Origin of the sequence: Enterococcus sp. ARL09-542 (assembly GCF_005234805.1) — a bacterium.
Classification (GTDB): Bacteria; Bacillota; Bacilli; order Lactobacillales; family Enterococcaceae; genus Enterococcus_D; species Enterococcus_D gallinarum.
Window position 1 is genome coordinate 301,243 of sequence record NZ_QPQX01000002.1, and the last position, 17,924, is coordinate 319,166.

At 40.1% G+C, this 17,924-nt stretch carries 14 protein-coding genes; 3 read left to right on the plus strand and 11 right to left on the minus strand.

Annotated features, from left to right (window positions below; genetic code table 11):
- Positions 1-105: 105 nt before the first annotated feature.
- The 5 genes from dnaK to DVW06_RS03900 form a co-directional block, all read right to left on the minus strand.
- Positions 106-1,935: a molecular chaperone DnaK gene (gene dnaK / locus DVW06_RS03880; protein WP_003126397.1), complete on the minus strand. Its 1,830-nt coding sequence runs from the start codon at positions 1,933-1,935 to the stop codon at positions 106-108.
- Positions 1,936-1,972: 37 nt separating this feature from the next.
- Complete coding sequence (gene grpE, locus DVW06_RS03885; RefSeq protein ID WP_003126396.1) at positions 1,973-2,539, minus strand: nucleotide exchange factor GrpE; 567 nt, start codon at positions 2,537-2,539, stop codon at positions 1,973-1,975.
- Positions 2,540-2,573: 34 nt separating this feature from the next.
- A complete protein-coding gene (gene hrcA / locus DVW06_RS03890; protein ID WP_003126395.1) occupies positions 2,574-3,617 on the minus strand; it encodes a heat-inducible transcriptional repressor HrcA in 1,044 nt (347 codons plus the stop codon).
- 191 nt (positions 3,618-3,808) lie between these two features.
- On the minus strand, positions 3,809-4,984 hold the full coding sequence (gene hemW / locus DVW06_RS03895) for a radical SAM family heme chaperone HemW (protein ID WP_005471318.1): 1,176 nt from the start codon (positions 4,982-4,984) through the stop codon (positions 3,809-3,811).
- 166 nt (positions 4,985-5,150) lie between these two features.
- Positions 5,151-6,605 (minus strand): DUF5597 domain-containing protein, encoded by a 1,455-nt coding sequence (locus tag DVW06_RS03900; RefSeq protein WP_227760838.1) that lies wholly within the window; start codon positions 6,603-6,605, stop codon positions 5,151-5,153.
- A gap of 165 nt (positions 6,606-6,770) precedes the next feature.
- Here DVW06_RS03900 and DVW06_RS03905 point away from each other — a divergent pair, with 165 nt between their 5' ends.
- Positions 6,771-7,964, plus strand: coding sequence for an AraC family transcriptional regulator (locus tag DVW06_RS03905; RefSeq protein WP_137264425.1), 1,194 nt, complete (start codon positions 6,771-6,773; stop codon positions 7,962-7,964).
- A 216-nt stretch (positions 7,965-8,180) separates the two neighbouring features.
- Here DVW06_RS03905 and DVW06_RS03910 read toward each other — a convergent pair whose 3' ends face one another.
- The gene (locus DVW06_RS03910; protein WP_029486756.1) at positions 8,181-8,831 is read right to left on the minus strand and encodes a hypothetical protein; all 651 of its coding nucleotides are present in this window, start codon (positions 8,829-8,831) and stop codon (positions 8,181-8,183) included.
- A gap of 186 nt (positions 8,832-9,017) precedes the next feature.
- Here DVW06_RS03910 and DVW06_RS03915 point away from each other — a divergent pair, with 186 nt between their 5' ends.
- The gene (locus DVW06_RS03915; protein ID WP_029486755.1) at positions 9,018-9,836 is read left to right on the plus strand and encodes an aldo/keto reductase; all 819 of its coding nucleotides are present in this window, start codon (positions 9,018-9,020) and stop codon (positions 9,834-9,836) included.
- Between the two features lie 70 nt (positions 9,837-9,906).
- Here DVW06_RS03915 and iadA read toward each other — a convergent pair whose 3' ends face one another.
- The 5 genes from iadA to truB all read right to left on the minus strand — a co-directional run bounded on the left by iadA (position 9,907) and on the right by truB (position 17,033).
- Positions 9,907-11,091 (minus strand): beta-aspartyl-peptidase, encoded by a 1,185-nt coding sequence (gene iadA, locus DVW06_RS03920; protein WP_137264426.1) that lies wholly within the window; start codon positions 11,089-11,091, stop codon positions 9,907-9,909.
- 16 nt (positions 11,092-11,107) lie between these two features.
- The gene (gene yfcC, locus DVW06_RS03925; protein WP_227760841.1) at positions 11,108-12,799 is read right to left on the minus strand and encodes a putative basic amino acid antiporter YfcC; all 1,692 of its coding nucleotides are present in this window, start codon (positions 12,797-12,799) and stop codon (positions 11,108-11,110) included.
- A 250-nt stretch (positions 12,800-13,049) separates the two neighbouring features.
- Positions 13,050-14,474 carry an APC family permease gene (locus DVW06_RS03930; RefSeq protein ID WP_003126386.1) on the minus strand — a complete coding sequence of 475 codons (1,425 nt, stop codon included), beginning with the start codon at positions 14,472-14,474 and terminating at the stop codon, positions 13,050-13,052.
- A 688-nt stretch (positions 14,475-15,162) separates the two neighbouring features.
- The gene (gene ribF, locus DVW06_RS03935; RefSeq protein WP_003126385.1) at positions 15,163-16,101 is read right to left on the minus strand and encodes a riboflavin biosynthesis protein RibF; all 939 of its coding nucleotides are present in this window, start codon (positions 16,099-16,101) and stop codon (positions 15,163-15,165) included.
- A 2-nt stretch (positions 16,102-16,103) separates the two neighbouring features.
- On the minus strand, positions 16,104-17,033 hold the full coding sequence (gene truB, locus DVW06_RS03940; protein ID WP_003126384.1) for a tRNA pseudouridine(55) synthase TruB: 930 nt from the start codon (positions 17,031-17,033) through the stop codon (positions 16,104-16,106).
- A gap of 124 nt (positions 17,034-17,157) precedes the next feature.
- On the opposite strand from truB, the gene DVW06_RS03945 reads away from it, so the two are divergent.
- Positions 17,158-17,727, plus strand: coding sequence for a phosphatase PAP2 family protein (locus DVW06_RS03945; RefSeq protein WP_005471304.1), 570 nt, complete (start codon positions 17,158-17,160; stop codon positions 17,725-17,727).
- Positions 17,728-17,924 lie beyond the last annotated feature (197 nt).

Sequence of the window (17,924 nt, forward strand, 5' to 3'; positions counted from 1 at the left end):
TTGCGTCCCTCGTATTTTAGCATATAATTTGCTTCAGAAAAATACGTTTCAGAAATTCATAAGAAAAAGCCAAAGTGGTGACTTTGGCTTTTTCACAAACAGCGATTATTTATCGTCGCCGTCTACTTCTTCAAAATCGGCGTCTACCACATCGTCTGCGCCGCCTTGTGCAGCTTCTGGATTTTCTTGTGCTTGTTGTTGTGCAGCTTGCTCATACAACTTCACTGTCAAGTTTTGTACGATTTCATTCAATGCATCGCGTTTTGTTTTCATTTCTTCGATATTGTTTGCATCGACAGCAGCTTTTAACTCATCACGAGCTTCTTCCGCTTTCTTCACTTCATCGGCATCTACCTTGCCTTCAAGCTCTTTCAATGTTTTGTCAACAGTGAATAGTAATGCGTCGACATCATTACGCAAATCAACTTCTTCTTTACGTTGTTTGTCTGCTTCCGCATTTGCTTCCGCATCTTTAACCATCCGTTCAATTTCTTCATCGGTTAGACCTGAAGAAGATTTGATCGTGATTTTTTGTTCTTTTTGAGTTCCTAAATCTTTTGCAGATACATTTACGATACCATTTTTATCAATATCAAATGTTACTTCGATTTGTGGAATTCCTCGAGGTGCTGGTGGAATTTCCGTTAATTGGAATCTTCCTAATGTCTTGTTGTCAGCAGCCATTGGACGTTCGCCTTGTAGGACATGGATGTCTACAGCAGGTTGATTGTCTGCAGCTGTTGAGAAGACTTGTGATTTGCTTGTTGGGATCGTCGTATTGCGATCGATCAACTTCGTAAAGACGCCGCCCATTGTTTCGATACCCAATGATAATGGTGTGACATCAAGTAAAACGACATCTTTCACATCACCAGTGATCACGCCACCTTGAATCGCAGCACCCATTGCTACTACTTCATCTGGGTTCACTGATTTGTTTGGTTCTTTATTGGTTTCTTTGCGAACTGCTTCGACGACTGCAGGAATCCGAGTTGATCCACCGACTAAGATCACTTCATCGATTTCAGATTGTGAAAGACCAGCATCTTTTAGCGCTTGACGTACAGGAACTTTTGTCCGTTCGACTAAATCAGCGGTTAATTCATCAAATTTTGCCCGTGTCAATGTCATTTCTAAGTGCAATGGACCAGCATCGCCAGCTGTAATAAATGGCAAGCTGATTTGTGTACTTGTCACACCTGAAAGGTCTTTTTTCGCTTTTTCAGCAGCATCTTTCAGACGTTGCAATGCCATTTTGTCTTTACCTAAATCAATGCCATTTTCTTTTTTGAATTCTGCAACCATGTGATCGATAATCTTGTTATCAAAGTCATCTCCACCTAGATTGTTGTCCCCAGCAGTAGACAACACATCGAATACGCCATCCCCTAATTCAAGGATCGATACGTCAAATGTACCCCCACCAAGGTCGAAGACTAGGATTTTTTCGTCTTTGTCTGTTTTGTCTAATCCATAAGCTAAAGCTGCTGCTGTTGGTTCGTTGACGATTCGTTCTACTTCTAATCCGGCAATTTTACCAGCATCTTTTGTTGCTTGACGTTGTGCATCATTGAAGTAAGCAGGAACAGTGATAACTGCTTTGTCTACTTTTTCTCCTAGATAATCTTCAGCAAATCCTTTGATATATTGTAGGACCATTGCAGAGATTTCTTGAGGAGTGTATGATTTCCCTTCAACTTCTACTTTATAGCCAGCTTCACCCATATGACGTTTGATTGATGAAATCGTGTTAGGGTTCGTAACTGCTTGACGTTTAGCAACTTCCCCTACTTGGATCTCGCCGTTTTTAAATGAAACAACAGATGGTGTTGTACGATTTCCTTCTGGATTGGTGATGATTTTTGCTTCGCCGCCTTCTAGGACAGCAACAGCTGAATTAGTTGTACCTAAGTCAATACCGATAATTTTACTCATAAGTAATACGCTCCTTTTCATTCATCGTTCTTTTTATTTATTGTGCTACGATAACCATACTTGCACGCAAGACACGATCATGCAGCTTATAGCCCTTTTGCAATACTGTGACGATCGTATCCGCAGGCACATCTTCTGTCGCAGGTACGGTCTGTACCGCTTGATGAAGATTGGGATCGAAAGTTTCTCCTTCAGCAGGAATTTCTTCGATTCCTTCTTCTTTCAACGCTTGACGCAAACTTTCCAACACCATTTCGACACCTTTTTTCAAGTTAGCCGCTTGGTCTTCTTCCACATTTGCTGCCATAGCGCGTTCCAAATTATCGATCGCTGGCAATAATTTTTTGCCCAAATCTTGCGAACGGTATTTTTGCAACAATTCACGTTCATTACGGTTTCTTGCTGTAATATTAGCGATTTCGGCCCGTGCGCGCAGAAATTGGTCTTCTAGTTCATTGTTTTTTTCTTTTAAACTGTCGATCTCGCTTTTTTCTACTTCTGCTTCTGATAGACCAGCTGCATCGATTTCTTCTTCTGACGGTTCTGTCAGAGGCTCTTCAGTTGTCTCAAGATCTTTTTCTACCTGTTCTTCTTTTTCTGACACTTGCTACCATCCCTTCTATAATTCACTTATTTGATCATTCACTGTTTGCATCTAGTGTGCGATAGTAATCAGCCAATGTCATTGCTAATTCTCGACGAAAGGCATCCATCAGTCCAAACATTCGCGAATAAGGCATACTAGAAGGACCTAATAAAGCAATCGTCCCTTGGCCATGACCTTCAATGTCATAGCTTGCTTGAATCAAACTCATATTTTGGAGTAATTCATTCCCTAGTTCCTGACCAATGCGGATCTGAATCGTGGAGTCTCTCGGTGCCAATAATTGTGTGAGTTCTTCTGCATTTTTCATGAAAGAGTACATCGACTTAAACTGACGAACATCTTGACTTGGTTCAAAATCTAATAGATTCATCCGTCCGCCGACGTAAATTTTCTCTTCAAAGAGATGACTCAACATATCATCGAATAAATCAATGATTCCTTCTGTTGTTTGAAAATACTTGTGCAAAATCATCGGAATCTCTGTTCGCAATCGATGATAGACCGTCATGAGCGGTTCACCCACTAATTTTTCATTGATAATCCGAACCATCTTTTCTAAGTCGCTGCTATCCATCGATGAAGGTAATGAAAAAATCTGATTTTCAACATTGCCTTTATCCGTAACAATGATAGCAATAATTTGTCGTGCATTCAAAGGTACGATCCGAAAGCCAGTCAATTTCCGTTCTTTGACATCCGGTCCTAACGATAATGCGGTATAGCTCGTAAGATTGGATAGGATCGTAGCAGATTGCTGAATGATTTCATTGATTTCATGAAATTCTTTCCCCAAGGAATGGCGAATTGCTTTGATCTCATTTTGATTGACTTTTGATGGTCTTAATAAGTGATCAACGTAATAGCGGTAGCCGGCCATTGAAGGAACACGTCCAGAAGAGGAATGTGTCTTCAATAAGAGACCCGCTTCTTCTAAGGCCTTCATCTCATTGCGGATGGTAGCCGAACTTGCTTCAACCCCATCCTCCATCAATCGTTTGGAGCCCGTAGGCTGACCAGTATCCGTATAATTTTGGATGATGAGGTGTAAAATAGTTTGTTGTCGTTGTGTCAACATCTTATCCACTCCTCCGTTAGCACTCTTTCACATTAAGTGCTAACACGATTATTAATATACCATATTTCCTACGAATGTCAAGAATTTGACACAGATTTTTAGCACTCTTATAGAGAGAGTGCTAATCCACTTCATTGTCAATTAGCTCCAAAAAAAGAAGATCGAAAACAGCTCGATCTTCTTGGTTATTCTTAACTTAATAAAAATTTTTCAAATACATCATTGCCGATAAACATCCCAGACTTTGTTAAATAAACGCGGTCTCCTTCTGAGACTAACCAGCCATTTTTAGAAAGTTCTTCAACGACATTGCCATAGATCGAATCAAAAGAACAGGCAAATTTATTTGAAAAGGCTGTTTTCGATACACCTTGTTTCTTCCGTAATCCAAGAAACATTTCTTCTTCCATTTGATTGCTGGTCGTTAACGATTCTGTTTCATGGATCGGCAGTTGATCTTCCCTCAATGGACGCAGATAGTGCTGGATCGGTCCAAAGTTTTTGTATCTCGTCTGTCCGATATAACCACTCGCTCCTGCGCCAAATCCGTAATAATGTTCATTATTCCAATAAACAAGATTGTGCTTAGACTCATATCCTGGCCGGGAAAAATTACTGATCTCATATTGCGATAAGCCAGCTTTAGCCATTGCAGTGATGGCTTCTTCAAACATTTGTGTCTCAGATTCCTGAGAAGGCAACTCCATTTTCCCTTGCCTAACCCAATTCATGAACATCGTTTTGTTCTCTAAAATCAGTGAATACATAGCATAGTGAGGCAAACCCAAATCAATCGCTCGTGTTAGCGTATCTCGAAAACTTTCCATCGTTTGTCCAGGTAAAGCATAAATCAGATCGATCGTAATATTTTGAAAATCATGTTTATCTAACAACCGAATCGTTTGATAGACATCCTCTGCCGTGTGCTTGCGGCCGATTTTCTTTAACAAGCGGTTATCAAAAGTCTGCACCCCCATCGACAACCGATCAATGCCCAGATTTTTCAAAACTAGCAATTTATCTTCCGTTAAATCCCCAGGATTGGCCTCTACCGTAAATTCTTTGGTCGTTTGCGTGGGCAGTAATTCATGTATGCCTGTAATCAGAAGGTCTAGCTGCGCAGCCGAAAGGGAAGTCGGCGTTCCGCCGCCAATATAAATCGTCTCACAAGTAGTGATTGGTTGTTTGCTCACCGTTAGAGCGATTTCTTTCAGCAAACACTCGATGTATTCATCAACCGGTTGCCCTTCTAAAAAAACTTTATTAAAGTCACAGTAATAACAAATATGTTCACAGAATGGGATGTGAATATAGGCAGAAGTACTGGTGGGAAGTGTATTGATTGGAATCTTATTCATGGTTTGCATATTTTTATTCCTTTCAGAGATCAAATCAACGTTCAACTGCACAAATACGGCTCGCAGCAAATGAACCTGATCCGAGGTATATCCGCTCCCCATTCTATCATAAGTAAGATTATCTCGAAACGCCTCTGCATTAAAAGTAGTTAGAAGCAGATCTCACTGCTATCCGTTAATAAGAATACAATCGCATGCGCAAAATTTTAAAATCTTCACCGATAAATGGGAAATAGGCTTCATCCCCATTCAGGCGACGATTTGTCCGCCATTGCCCATCTTGTAGCCCCCCCTCTTCTAAAGAAAGGATACCTAAAGGATTAGAACCCTGCTGCGCTTGCAGATCCAATGCGAAATTAGCACCGGTGAGATAGTAATATTCTTTGTGTTTAATGATCAGACCTGCGGAATTGATCATTTTGTCTCGAGAAAATAATTTGACTGCCCAGCGATCCTGACCATTTTCATACACAATTTGGTTCTGAGCCCCTTCTTTTTTAAATGAGAAGATTTGAGCTTCCTGATCTTGCAACAGTGGCTCAAGGGCGGCGATGATTCGATACCCTTGGTTTAAATGAGGCAGTGTATCGGAAGAATCAAAGGCGTCTTTCGCTAATCCTAACTGGGATAAAAAGCGGTAATCCTGACTAGTATCATCCGTTAGAAGATCTTCGATACCAAAAGGTGAATAGCCGATTGCTCCTTGACCAAAAGCATAAAATAGATTCGAAATATATCTTTTGTCAATTCGGGTTTCCGGAATTAACAACGGCTGATCATTCCCGTATTCCGCGATGATCGGTTTGATTTCTTCTTCGTAAATATCTGGGGCAATAAAATCCAACTGAGAGGCAATAACTTTCCAAACTTGCCAAGTGGTGGATACAGCGCCACCACTAGGATATTCTCCCGGCCGCCTGTCTGGCTTTTTGAGCCATACATTCGTAAATAACGGCAACGCTAAACGTTTTCTTGCAATCTTTGCATAGTCTTGGATTGCTGCGGCATAATGATATGCCATAAACACTTCATCCCCAAAGGGTACTTCTGACCATTGTTTAGCTCCAGGATAGAGGTTTCTGATTTCTTGCGGCAACGCCATCTGATAGACTTTTTCTGCTGCTGACGAATGATCACGACTAGTGCCAAGACTACCAATCTCGTTTTCAATCTGCACCATTCTGATAAAGGCCCGCAAAGGATGGCTTCCCAAGTAGTCGCAGATGGCGGCAAAGGCTGAATGAGCCTGTGCTATCACATCTTGACATAGCGGACTATAACTATTCATCTTGTTTCCGTCGCTATCCTCTATGCGAAAATATTTGGGATCCGTTTTGATCCATTCAGGAACATACGTGGATAAGCCATTCTTCCAAAGGCCAAACCACAAAAAAATCACATCGATTTTCTTCTCAGCGGCATTTTCCAAATGGGAATCAATTAATGAAAAATCAAACTGATTAGGCTGTGGTTCGATCAGCTCCCAATAAATAGGTATCAAAAGGGTATTGATCGCAACTTTGTCAATCTTGTCCCATACTTTTTCCTCCATGTAAGCGATAGAGGAAGCAGTGGAGTTATGGACTTCTCCTCCTAGTATCAATTTTTGAGAATGCTGTCGTTGTTTCATCATTGTCCTCCTTTTTCTTCTCAGACAGATAGTCACGTTTTGATCGACTATCCCTCTCAGGTAGTTGCAAGCGTTTTTAGTCGTAATTCTATTATAGGAATCTTCTAAAATAAGGTATACTAAAAAAAGAGAATTCATACTAAAAAAACAGAAATGAGGTTTTTGATGAATCGAGCAGCACTAGAATCAATTGTGAAAAAACTCTACGATAAATATTTGATTCCTTTATTTATCTTCGATGAAAAACAGCAAGTGGTGATTCCTCGTAATTCCTTCATAACTGATAAACAAGTGGCGGAACATTTTTTCCTTACCAGCCAATCGACTGAATTGGATGTGGTGACGTTTTTTGAAGGAGATGACTTTTTTTTCAGCAGCTTTACTTGTGATCTACCAGATTCTTCAATTGGCAATGTGCTGATTGGACCTTGCGGGATATTAGGTACTAACAAAAGATCATTTCCTTTTCAAGGATATGATTACATTGCTGGGGTCCATTACTCGAAAGAAAGTCGAGAATCTTTTGTCGCTTTCGTTGAATTGTTTTACACGATCCTAAAAAGAGCCATCCCTGATGCCAACAAGTTTCGTTGGAGCGTTCCAGAGAAACAAGCAAATTCCAATACGTCCACCCTATTAGAAGAAAATCTTTATCAACGACGGTTAGAGGATCCTTATTTGGACTCGTTTGAATTTGAGAAACGTTACGTAGAGGCTGTACGCCGAAATCAACCCGAAAAAATTCTTTGGCTATTCCATAAAATGAGCAGCACCTACAGCGTCGAACTAGCAAACAACAAGCTAGAAAGTTTGAAATACAAGTATTCAGGATTGATTACCATTCTAACTCGGGTCAGTATCAATGAAGGCGTTCCGGTGAGTCAAGCCTATGGGTTATCCGATACACTACTCCAAAAACTACAAAATATTTATGACGTTCAGGAATGTTTGACCCATATTCAGGAAAGTACTTATCATTTCATGAGGTTGATTCATGCATTTCCTACCCAGAAAAGTTTTTTGATCAGAAGTCTCATCAATTACATTGATACGCATATTTACGATAAAATTACATTAAACGATTTGGCTGAATTTACTGAAAAACACCCCACCCATCTGAGCACAGAATTCAAAAAACATGTAGGCCAAACGATCCACACCTATATCAATCAGCAGAAAGTAGCGGAAGCAAAGCATTTGTTAGTGTTTACTGATTATAGCTATAAAGAAATAGCTGCATTGCTTCATTTTTCGAATCAAAGCCACTTTATCCAAGTATTCAAGCAATTTGCGATCATTTCTCCTAAAGAATATCGCAAAAACTATTTCTCAAGTGTCTTTTGTTCAACTGATAGTTGATGGATCAACTTATAAACTCTCTCTAAACAAGGTTGTTAACCGTCTTTTTCTGCCCTCCATAAAAAAAGGAGTGGATTTCTCCACTCCTTAAAAGACTCATGTTTTGGGTTAACTACTGCTCACAGTAATTTTTTGCTAACAACGACTTATTTAACTAGGTCTGACCTTCGCATGCTATAGTGAGAAAAAAAGCTCTTCAGGCTATACGTTTTCCTATCATTGAATAAACATCCGCAAGAGCGAAATCAGATAACGAATCAATCGATAGATCAAAAACAAGAAAAACAGGTTACCTAAAATAAAGCGGAAGCCATTTCCAATGGAGGCACGAAACGAGCGGAAACTAAAGTAACGGGACCATTTGCTAAAAGTAGTTTGTCCATTTCTTCTAATGCGATAGGCTTCATCATAAGTATTCTCCAACATATCATAGTAAAAGATAAAAAGAGGTTGTTTAGGGAAAAATGCTTTTTTGAATCCTGCCATCAACGTGTACGTTTTATTAGCAGACGGAAAATTCCGATTGCCGTTTTTCTTGATTCGCACTTGCTGCCCGTTTTTATTTTTGGCAGCATAATAATCTTCAAATTCTACGATTTGATAAATGATCGGTTCGCTATTTTCTTGTTCAAATTCAGCAATTATTTGATCGACTTCTTGCCAACGTAGATAAAGCCAAGCAAACAACACGAGCAAAACAGCAATCAAAAACAAATTTAGTAGAAATCCCTCTTGGATCAGCGCTAGATAAGCACAAATAATCAAAAGAGCGATTCCAACAACAATCATTCTTCGTTGGAAATAACTGCGATACATTTGTTCAAAAGATCGCCGATAATAGGCAAAGTCATCTTTTACAAAATTCATGATCGTCCCACTTTCTGAAAAGATTATTTGGTTCAATTTATCAATATCTTGTGAAAATGTCAATTTATCTCTCGAGTGATCTTTTTTTTATTTAAATAGAATCATTTCTCTTGACTTCTTATAGGCTACTCGGGTTAAAGTAATAGATAGGAAAACGCTTTTAAAAAAATAGAAAGTTGGGAAACTATGAGTCTACTGAATGAAACATTCACACTGAAGAATCAAATCAAAATACCTAAGATCGGATTGGGCACTTGGCAGTCCTCTCCGGAAGATGCCTATCATGCGACAAAATTTGCTCTTGAAAACGGCTATCGTCATGTGGATACTGCTGCTGCCTATAAAAACGAAGCGGCTGTGGGCAAAGCCCTCCGAGATTCTGGTGTTCCTCGAGAAGAGATATTCGTTACGACAAAAATTCCTGCTGAACTGAAGTCTTTTCAAGAAGCTGTCGATAGCATCAAACGCTCAATGGCAGAGCTTGACACTGAGTATATCGATCTTGTTTTGATCCATGCTCCACGACCTTGGAAAATCATGCGGGATAATCCGGAGCAAAAAAAATATTTCGAAGAAAACATTGATGTCTGGAAAGCACTGGAAGAAGCGTATCAAAGTGGTTTGATCAAATCGATTGGTGTTTCCAATTTTGACCAAGATGACCTGCAAAATATTTTTGACCATTGCGATGTGAAACCAATGGTCAATCAAATCATTTATCATATTGGAAAAACAAATGAAGAGTTGCTGCAATTCTGTAAAGACAACGACCTTTTAGTGGAAGGTTATTCACCAATCGCGACTGGTCGCTTGCTGGATAATGCCGACATCAAGAAAATTGCCGAGAACTATCAACGCTCGATCCCTCAATTATCTATTCGTTATCTATTGCAAAAGGACATTTTACCATTGCCAAAATCCGTTCACGAAGAATATATTTTGGATAATGCAAAAGTTGATTTTACCATTTCCGATGAAGATATGGCCTTTTTAGATCAACTCTAAACGTCCCTAACGCAAAAAATCGCTCACCTGCAAAATGATCAACTTGCAGGTGAGCCTTTTTACGATTGTTTTATACTAATTGTTCAAAGGTTCCCCAGACTTTCACGTTTTTTTTATCGACCATCACTTTTCCTTTAGCGATCACCGTTTCAACATCTAGCGTATCTTGATTCAACAGGCAAAGATCGGCATCCATTCCAGGAGCGATCCGGCCTTTTTGAGCCAACTTCAAAATCTTTGCTGGATTAGAAGTAATTGCACGCAATGCAATCTCCAAAGGAATCTGTTCTACTTGTACAGCTTCTTTGATTCCTACCATTAAAGCTCGGGAACTGCCTACCCCAAGCCCAATGAATTGATTGTTTTCATCAAAGTAAGGCAGACTTCCTTGACCATCCGATGTCATGGTGAATTGATCCAACCCGATACCTTCGTCTAACAAACGTTTTAGCCCTTTACTAAAGCGAACTTCATCATCTTCTCTTTCCCAAAAATCAGGATCTTCACTTGCGGTAAAATCGATGGTACCGCCCATTTTAGCAAAAGCGATACTTGCTTCAAACAACTCACTTGTCCGATTTGCATGAGTCGGTAAAAATTGACTAATAGGGATCTCAGTCTCCTTCACAGTTTGTAGCAAGAGTTCGTATTGTCGCTTGCCACCACCTAAATGCACATTGGTGATCCCTGCTTTTCCTGAGAGCATGCCCCCTACTCGAGCATCTGCTACAGCACGAGTAAATTCTTCAAAACTAGGTTGTGAAGAACGGTGATCTGAGACCGCAATTTCACCAATGCCAATCACTTTGTCGATCGTCAAAAAGTCCTTGATCAATGAATCCGTCACTGGATCAAGAGGCAATCGATACGAACCGTCATAGACATAAGTCGAGATTCCTTCCGCTTCTAAACCTTTGGCTTTGCTGATCAATGCCACCATATCACGCCCAACACCATCGGTTCCTAAACAGCCGACAACCGTTGTGACTCCAGCAGTTGTCAGCTGGCTAAGGGTTACTTCAGGCGTTCGGTTCTGGTAGCCCCCTTCCCCGCCACCACCTAAGATATGGAAATGGCAATCGATGAATCCTGGTGTCGCAATCAATGAAGAACCATCGATTTCTTCGACAGTTAGTTGATCAAAGCCGCCACTGATTTGATCTTCGATGGCAACAATTTTGTCATTGATCACTAAAATATCTTTCTTTCCTAAATATTCTGGTGCATAAACTTCCGCTTGACGAATAAGTTTCATTCTCGCAGCTCCTCTCTTATTGCAGACCAATCGCTACAGCGATAAAGATAAAGATCGTACCTAACACAAACAGAAATCCTTGCATTTTAATTTGGAACTTCGCCCATTTTGCCCATTCGATTCGGGCAACGCCAAGCACACCGATCAAACTGGCAGATACTGGAGTGAATGCATCCATGAATCCGGAACCTAATTGATAAGCTAAAACGGCGATCTGTCTGGAGACACCCACAAGATCAGCTAATGGCGCCATGATCGGCATTGTCAATGCTGCTTGACCTGAGTTCGAAGTAACAACTAAATTAAATAAGCTTTGGAAAATATACATGAACCAAGCACCGATAAAGGCTGGCACACCGCTTAGCAATCCGCCGATGCTGTGTAGGATCGTATTCAACGCTGAAGGCACATTGGCATCAGAACCACCTAGAACAAGCAGGATTCCTTTTGCCATCCCAACAACAATCGCTGTTCCGGCCAAATCAGCTGCACCTGATTGAAAAGCACTTGCTACATCGTTCAAGCCCATGTCTTCTAACTTAAAGATCACAGCAATCAGGCCTGCACCTAAGCCCATCACGAAGAACTGTGAAGCAATTTCTGGAATATAGTACCCTTTTTGTGTTACTCCCCAGACGATCCAAATCAAAACTGCCAGCATTTCAAGCAAAATCAGTTTATGCCCCAAAAGAAACGGCTTGTTTTCATCAGATGTCTTCTGGATATGGTCGCGGAAATAGGCATCCGATTTGTAAGTCAATGATTTCTCCGGATTCTTACGAATACGTTCTGCATACACCATCAAATATGCAGCTGATAAGCCAGTAATGACTACCCACATGATAATTCGGAAAGTTGCCCCTGAAAGAACTGGGATACCCGCGATCCCTTGCGCAACCGCCACACTAAACGGACTCATCCAAGAAGTTGCATTTCCGATTTGCGAGGCCACATAGGTGACCGTTACCGCCACGATCGAATCATACCCAAGTGCGATCACAAATGGCACCATGACCATAGAAAAAGGAATTACTTCTTCCGCCATCCCAAAAGTTGCTCCTCCAAATGAAAAAGCAAAGAATAAAAGCGGTAAAGCCAATCGTTCTAATCCTCGTGTCTTACTGATAAAGGCAAAAATCCCAGCATCAATCGCTCCGGTCTTCATAATGATCCCAAATGCGCCACCGACTACTAAGATCAACGCAGCGATCCCGACAGCGGAACCATATTTATCTCCTGAAACCAATCCTTCAAACACAAAGTTCAAGAAACCAAAACCGCCAAAATCATCTGTTCCCCAAACCTTTGCTGTCTTATGAAGTTTTTCTGATGTATCATAGATTTTATCTCCATATAACTCATAAAGAACATCATCCGTTAGGGAGAGCTCATCGAGCTTTTCTTGATCAAGTTTCGACTCCCCTTCGTCTAGCACACTTTGCAGTGCTGCTTGATCGACACCCAATTCTTCTAGCTCTGCTGGATTTTCTTCTAAATTCTCTAACTGCTCGAAGACAAAATCGGTATTAAGCGGATACGCATAACGGAATGAATCTTGTTTCAAAACCGTTCGCGTGCTCACTTCACCATTTGCATCAACATATTCAATCTCTTCCGTACTGAATTTTCCGGCAGGAATCAGAAATGTCAATACCCATGCTACCAGCACTACGCCAAAAATGATCACATACGTGTGTGGCGTTTTCATTTTTGTTAAATCTTTTTTCTTTTTCACCAATTTTCTCCCTTTCACCTTATACATTGACTGCATAAATTATCATTTCCCATCTTTTTTAGTATAGCGGAATTTTGCCCTTTACTCATTGGGAAACCATTAGAATTTGTTGTAAATTCTAGCGAAATAAGCTAGGAGAACACTGATGTACCAAACAAGTAATAGACAAGAAAAAGTCTTCAAGACAGTAAAATATCTTGAAGACTTTTAGGTGATGCATCTTCTATTTATTCACACGTTTTGCGATCATTGGTAAAATCAGTCCAATCAAGATAAAGATGATCGGTGTGATGATATTCAATGACAATTGGAACAACCAAGCTTTTGGATCAGCAGCATAATCTAATTTTGGTACCATCCCTAAGATACAAGCAAATGCTGTAAATAAGAAACACCACAAACCAATACCAAAGCCTAGTTTTGTATTTTTAACAAACTTATAATCTGATGAGAATCGATGGGCTTGTTTATTGATCAGCATGAAGGCTACAAATACCCATAAGTAACGTAATGGCATCACAACCGAATTCAAGTTCAACAACCAGCGATACAATTCAGTCATATTTCCGATACCTAACGCAGGAATGATGATCAAGATGCTGACTAAGATCCCTGTCATGATATATCCATTGATCGGTGTACCTTTTTTGTTCAATTTTGCCAAACCATTTGGTACAAATTCTGGATCTGCATCAGAAAGCAAAATTTTCAACGGCGCATCAATAGAAAATGCTAATGCTGAAATTTGCGCTAATGCATTGGCGATCGAATAAAGAATCACAAATGTATTGCCAATCCCATAGAAATTGCCAAGACGTTGGAATGCTTCATAAGCGCCATTTACCATCAAATCTTTAGGAATATTGTTTGCATCGAACAGCATCCCCATTGCGATTGATCCTAGTAACGCACATAAAGCGACCATTCCGGCTAAAAAGATCATTCCTTTAGGAAATTCTTTGGCAGGGTTTTTCGTGTTATTAACGTAAGGCGAAATTTTTTCACAGCCACCTACCGCAAACACCAGCATCGAAATCGTCGTTAAGTAAGTAAAATCGAATTTAGGAATATAAGTTGAAACAGTTGTCATATTTGGTGTTGCTACTTGAGCTCCAGTCATCGCTGGTGCTGTTACTGCTAAAATAATAAATAAGATCGACATGACAAACATCGCTGTTCCGGCAATATTACCGATCATCTTCAATGTAGTCAATCCTTTAGATGCGATCCATAAAAAGAAAAGAAAAATAGCTAAACAAATTAATGAGACTTCCATTGATCCGACAGTCGATACGAAAGAGCCGTTTCCTTTAAATAACCAACTCAATGATACCAGGATCCCTTGTGGTTTTTGTGCGAGATATGGGACGTGAACGACCCAGTAAGTCCAAGCAGCGAAAAAGGCCAATCGTTTGGTTGAAGTTTCTTTGATCCAAGAGGATACACCACCGCTTGATTCCTTGAACGTTGATCCTAGTTGTCCTACACTCAATGCGTAGGGAACAAAGTATAATGCCATGATCAAGATCCAAGATACAACAACAGTCAATCCCTGTTGTGCATAGTTGTTCACTACATTTCCGAGTCCCCAAACAGAGACAAACGCCATTAGCGCAATATTATACCAGCGCAATTGTTTCTCGTTCATTACTTTCTCCTTTAAACATATGATTTCAGTGATCGAACCGAATTCTCGAATGATCATGATTTCCATGTATCGAGCAAAGTTTATTTGTAAGTCGAATGAGCTGTCCACAACGCTTTTTCACTTCTAACGAACTTCTCGATAACTGTCATTAACATTGACCAGAAATGGAATAGAATATCATTTTTTTTGACCATTCATTTCGTTTCAGTCATCACCTCATTTTAGAATAAACCCCAAAATTATTTTGGTCAAGAGAAAATAATAACAATTTTCATCGTTTTTTAACAATGGGTTAAGCGATATATAAATAACGAGATAAAAACCATTATTTAGATTAAAATAACTCCTATTGCGTTCCGTTCCTTTACTGGAAATTAGCACCTAAACAAATTTTTTAGAAAAAAGATAAAACAGAATTTTGGAATTTTTCAGACTTTTAACTATTAATGATTAGAAAAATAATTTTATTCACGCAAGATATTCCCTTACACCACTCTTCCCGCTAAACAAAGTGAACAGTAATAGAAAAAAACCAACTTATATTTTGTCTAGACTACAATAAAAACGATAACATTCGTCATAAAACTATTTTAACTATTATTTAAAATAACAAAAAATCTTAATTAGATCAGTTTGATTGACACTTTCCGATCCTCTTAAGATTTTTTACGAGTACTAAAGGTAGCTCTTATTTATCGAAGTATTTCCTAGTATCAATCTCGTCTTGTTGCAGTTGTTCAATCAAGGCTTCTGCGCCACTAAAAGCAACTTGATCTCTCAAAAAGTGGTGCCAGCGAATCGCAACAGTCTCTCCATAGATATCTTGATGGAAATCTAAAATATAGATCTCCACTGTTAATTGTCGGCCTTGACCAAAGGTATCATTATGACCAATCGATCCCATAGACGGATACCAGCGATCACCTACTTTAAGCTCGGTAACATAGACACCTTCTTTTGGCAGGCGCACTGTACTTTTGACTTTAATATTCGCTGTCGGAAAGCCAAGTTCGCGTCCCCTGGCATCGCCATGTACGACAGTTCCTTCAAACTCATAAGGATAACCTAACAGTCGATTGGCTTCTGCCATTTCTCCGTTCTGCAAAGCGGCGCGGATTCTTGTTGAGCTGACTTTCTCCCCTGCCAAAGTTTCCTTGGGAACGGTAATCACTTCAAAACGGCCTTGGGCATAAGAAGGTAAAAGTGCCATGTTTGCTGTCTCTTTCTTTCCATAGGTATAATCGAATCCAGCCACGACCACTTCCGCATGTAAACCTACCATGTATTGATCGACAAAGACTTGCGGCGCTAAATTTGCAAAAGCTGAAGTGAAATCCACTTCGTAAAGATAGTCGACTCCTAAATCAGCCATATGGGCTTCTTTTTGTGATAAGCTGGTTAGATATTGCATTGCCTCAGGATCCACTTTTTGAAAGACAATAGATGGATGCTGATTGAATGTCATCAATGCCAGCTTCAATCCTTTTTCTTTTGCTGCTGCTTTTCCTGTTTCAATAACTTTTTGATGACCTAGATGCACACCGTCAAAAAAGCCTAGAACCAAAACGACAGGTTCTGATGGAATGACATCTTTATTATATGGATGACGTAGCTCGATAATTTCCATTCTTACTCTCCTATTTCTGTACGAATAACTTTCGCAGGTTTTAATAGCCCCTGTTTCCTTTGATGCGGCATATAGATACTAACGACTTTATCTTGATAAAACAATGCCACAGGTGTTGCAGGAGGTTCTTGAAGACCAAAACTATGATATGGCAAGGGCATGCCATTCTTGACATTCTGCCACAACTTCTCATCAATTGCAATTTTGGGAAACCCGCTTACCCCATATTCAATGGGCTGCAGCAACTCATTGATTCGCCCTGATTCCAATGCTTCACGAACTTCTGCAAGCGTAACAGATTGATCTTTGGTAAAGCCGCCGCTTGCTAACCGTGTCAAGTCAGACATATGAGAGGCTACTCCCAAAGCAGCACCCGTATCGACGGCTAACGTACGGACATACGTTCCTTTCCCACAGCTTACTTGAAACCGCCACGATTGGGTGCCACTTGTCTCATCAAAGATTAGATCGCTGATCCGCTTAAATGAATGAATCAAAGCTTGCCGTTTTGGACGCTGCACTTCTTCATTTGCCCGGGCATATTCATACAAACGTTTCCCATTGACTTTAACTGCGGAATACATTGGCGGAATTTGGGTAATTTCACCAGTCAAACTTGCCATTGCACGATCGACTTCTGCTGTAGTAAAAGGTTTTGCTAAAGGCGTCCTTTCAACAACTTCACCCGAACGGTCTTCGGTCGTTGTGGAAAAACCTAGCGTGATTTCTCCTGTATATATCTTTCCGGAATCCACCAAGTATTCCACGACTTTGGTTCCTTTGCCAATGCAGATCGGCAATACACCGTCTACATCAGGATCCAGGGTTCCACTGTGTCCGACCTTTTTTGTATGTAAAATTTTTCGTAGTTTAAAGACACAGTCGTGACTGGTTTGACCACGGTCTTTCCATAATGGCAAAATTCCATCCATAGTATCCCTCCGCTTCTTTTTCAACTTGACCATTATACCATATTCTAAAAAAACTTAGTATGGTCTTAAAGTCTTTCAGAATGATATTCGTTCATGATACACTTATATTATAAGGAGGTGCCACATGATTGTATTCGTTTGTTCATTGATTGGTTTCATACTTTTTTTATATTTGGTTCAACGTGGTACGCTGCAACAACAAGAGGAGGCACTGGCTTTATTTGTTATCAAGAGCCGAACACCTGCTTTAACACGGATGATGCTCTTTTTTACAAATTTCGGTAAAGCATTGCCCACGATCATCTTATTGTTATTGCTTTATGTTTTTCCAGCTACACAAACTATCCTAGCGCCGAAAGCAGCAGCGAGTGTCTTACTTGTCTCTGCATTCGCTTATCTGATTAAACGGATCGTCCGCAGAGAACGACCAAACGATCATCGGTTAGTCGAAGAAAAAGACCACAGCTTCCCTAGTGCCCATGCTGCTACTTCTGCCGCACTTTATGGAACTGCAGCGATGAATATGGCTTTTCTTTTGCCACCTGCTGTTCTGCCCATGAGCATTCTTGCGGTCCTGCTCAGTTTTATGATTGGGTTCAGTCGCGTTTATTTAGGGATCCATTTTTTGACAGATGTTATCGGTGGGTGGTTTTTAGGATTAGCAGTTGCTGCATTGATCACCATTTTGTTATGATTTTTGGCCTTGCACAGTATCTGTTTGATCATTATAGAATAGCCTCACCTCTCAGTAATAAAAAAAAGGTCGCGTATATGAAGCGACCCCCAAAAGTTAGACCAAAAAATCTAACTTTTGGGGGTCGTTATTTGTATGGCAAAATATCCTTTTGAATTAAAACTAAAAATCGTTAAAGAATATCTTAGTGACGTGGG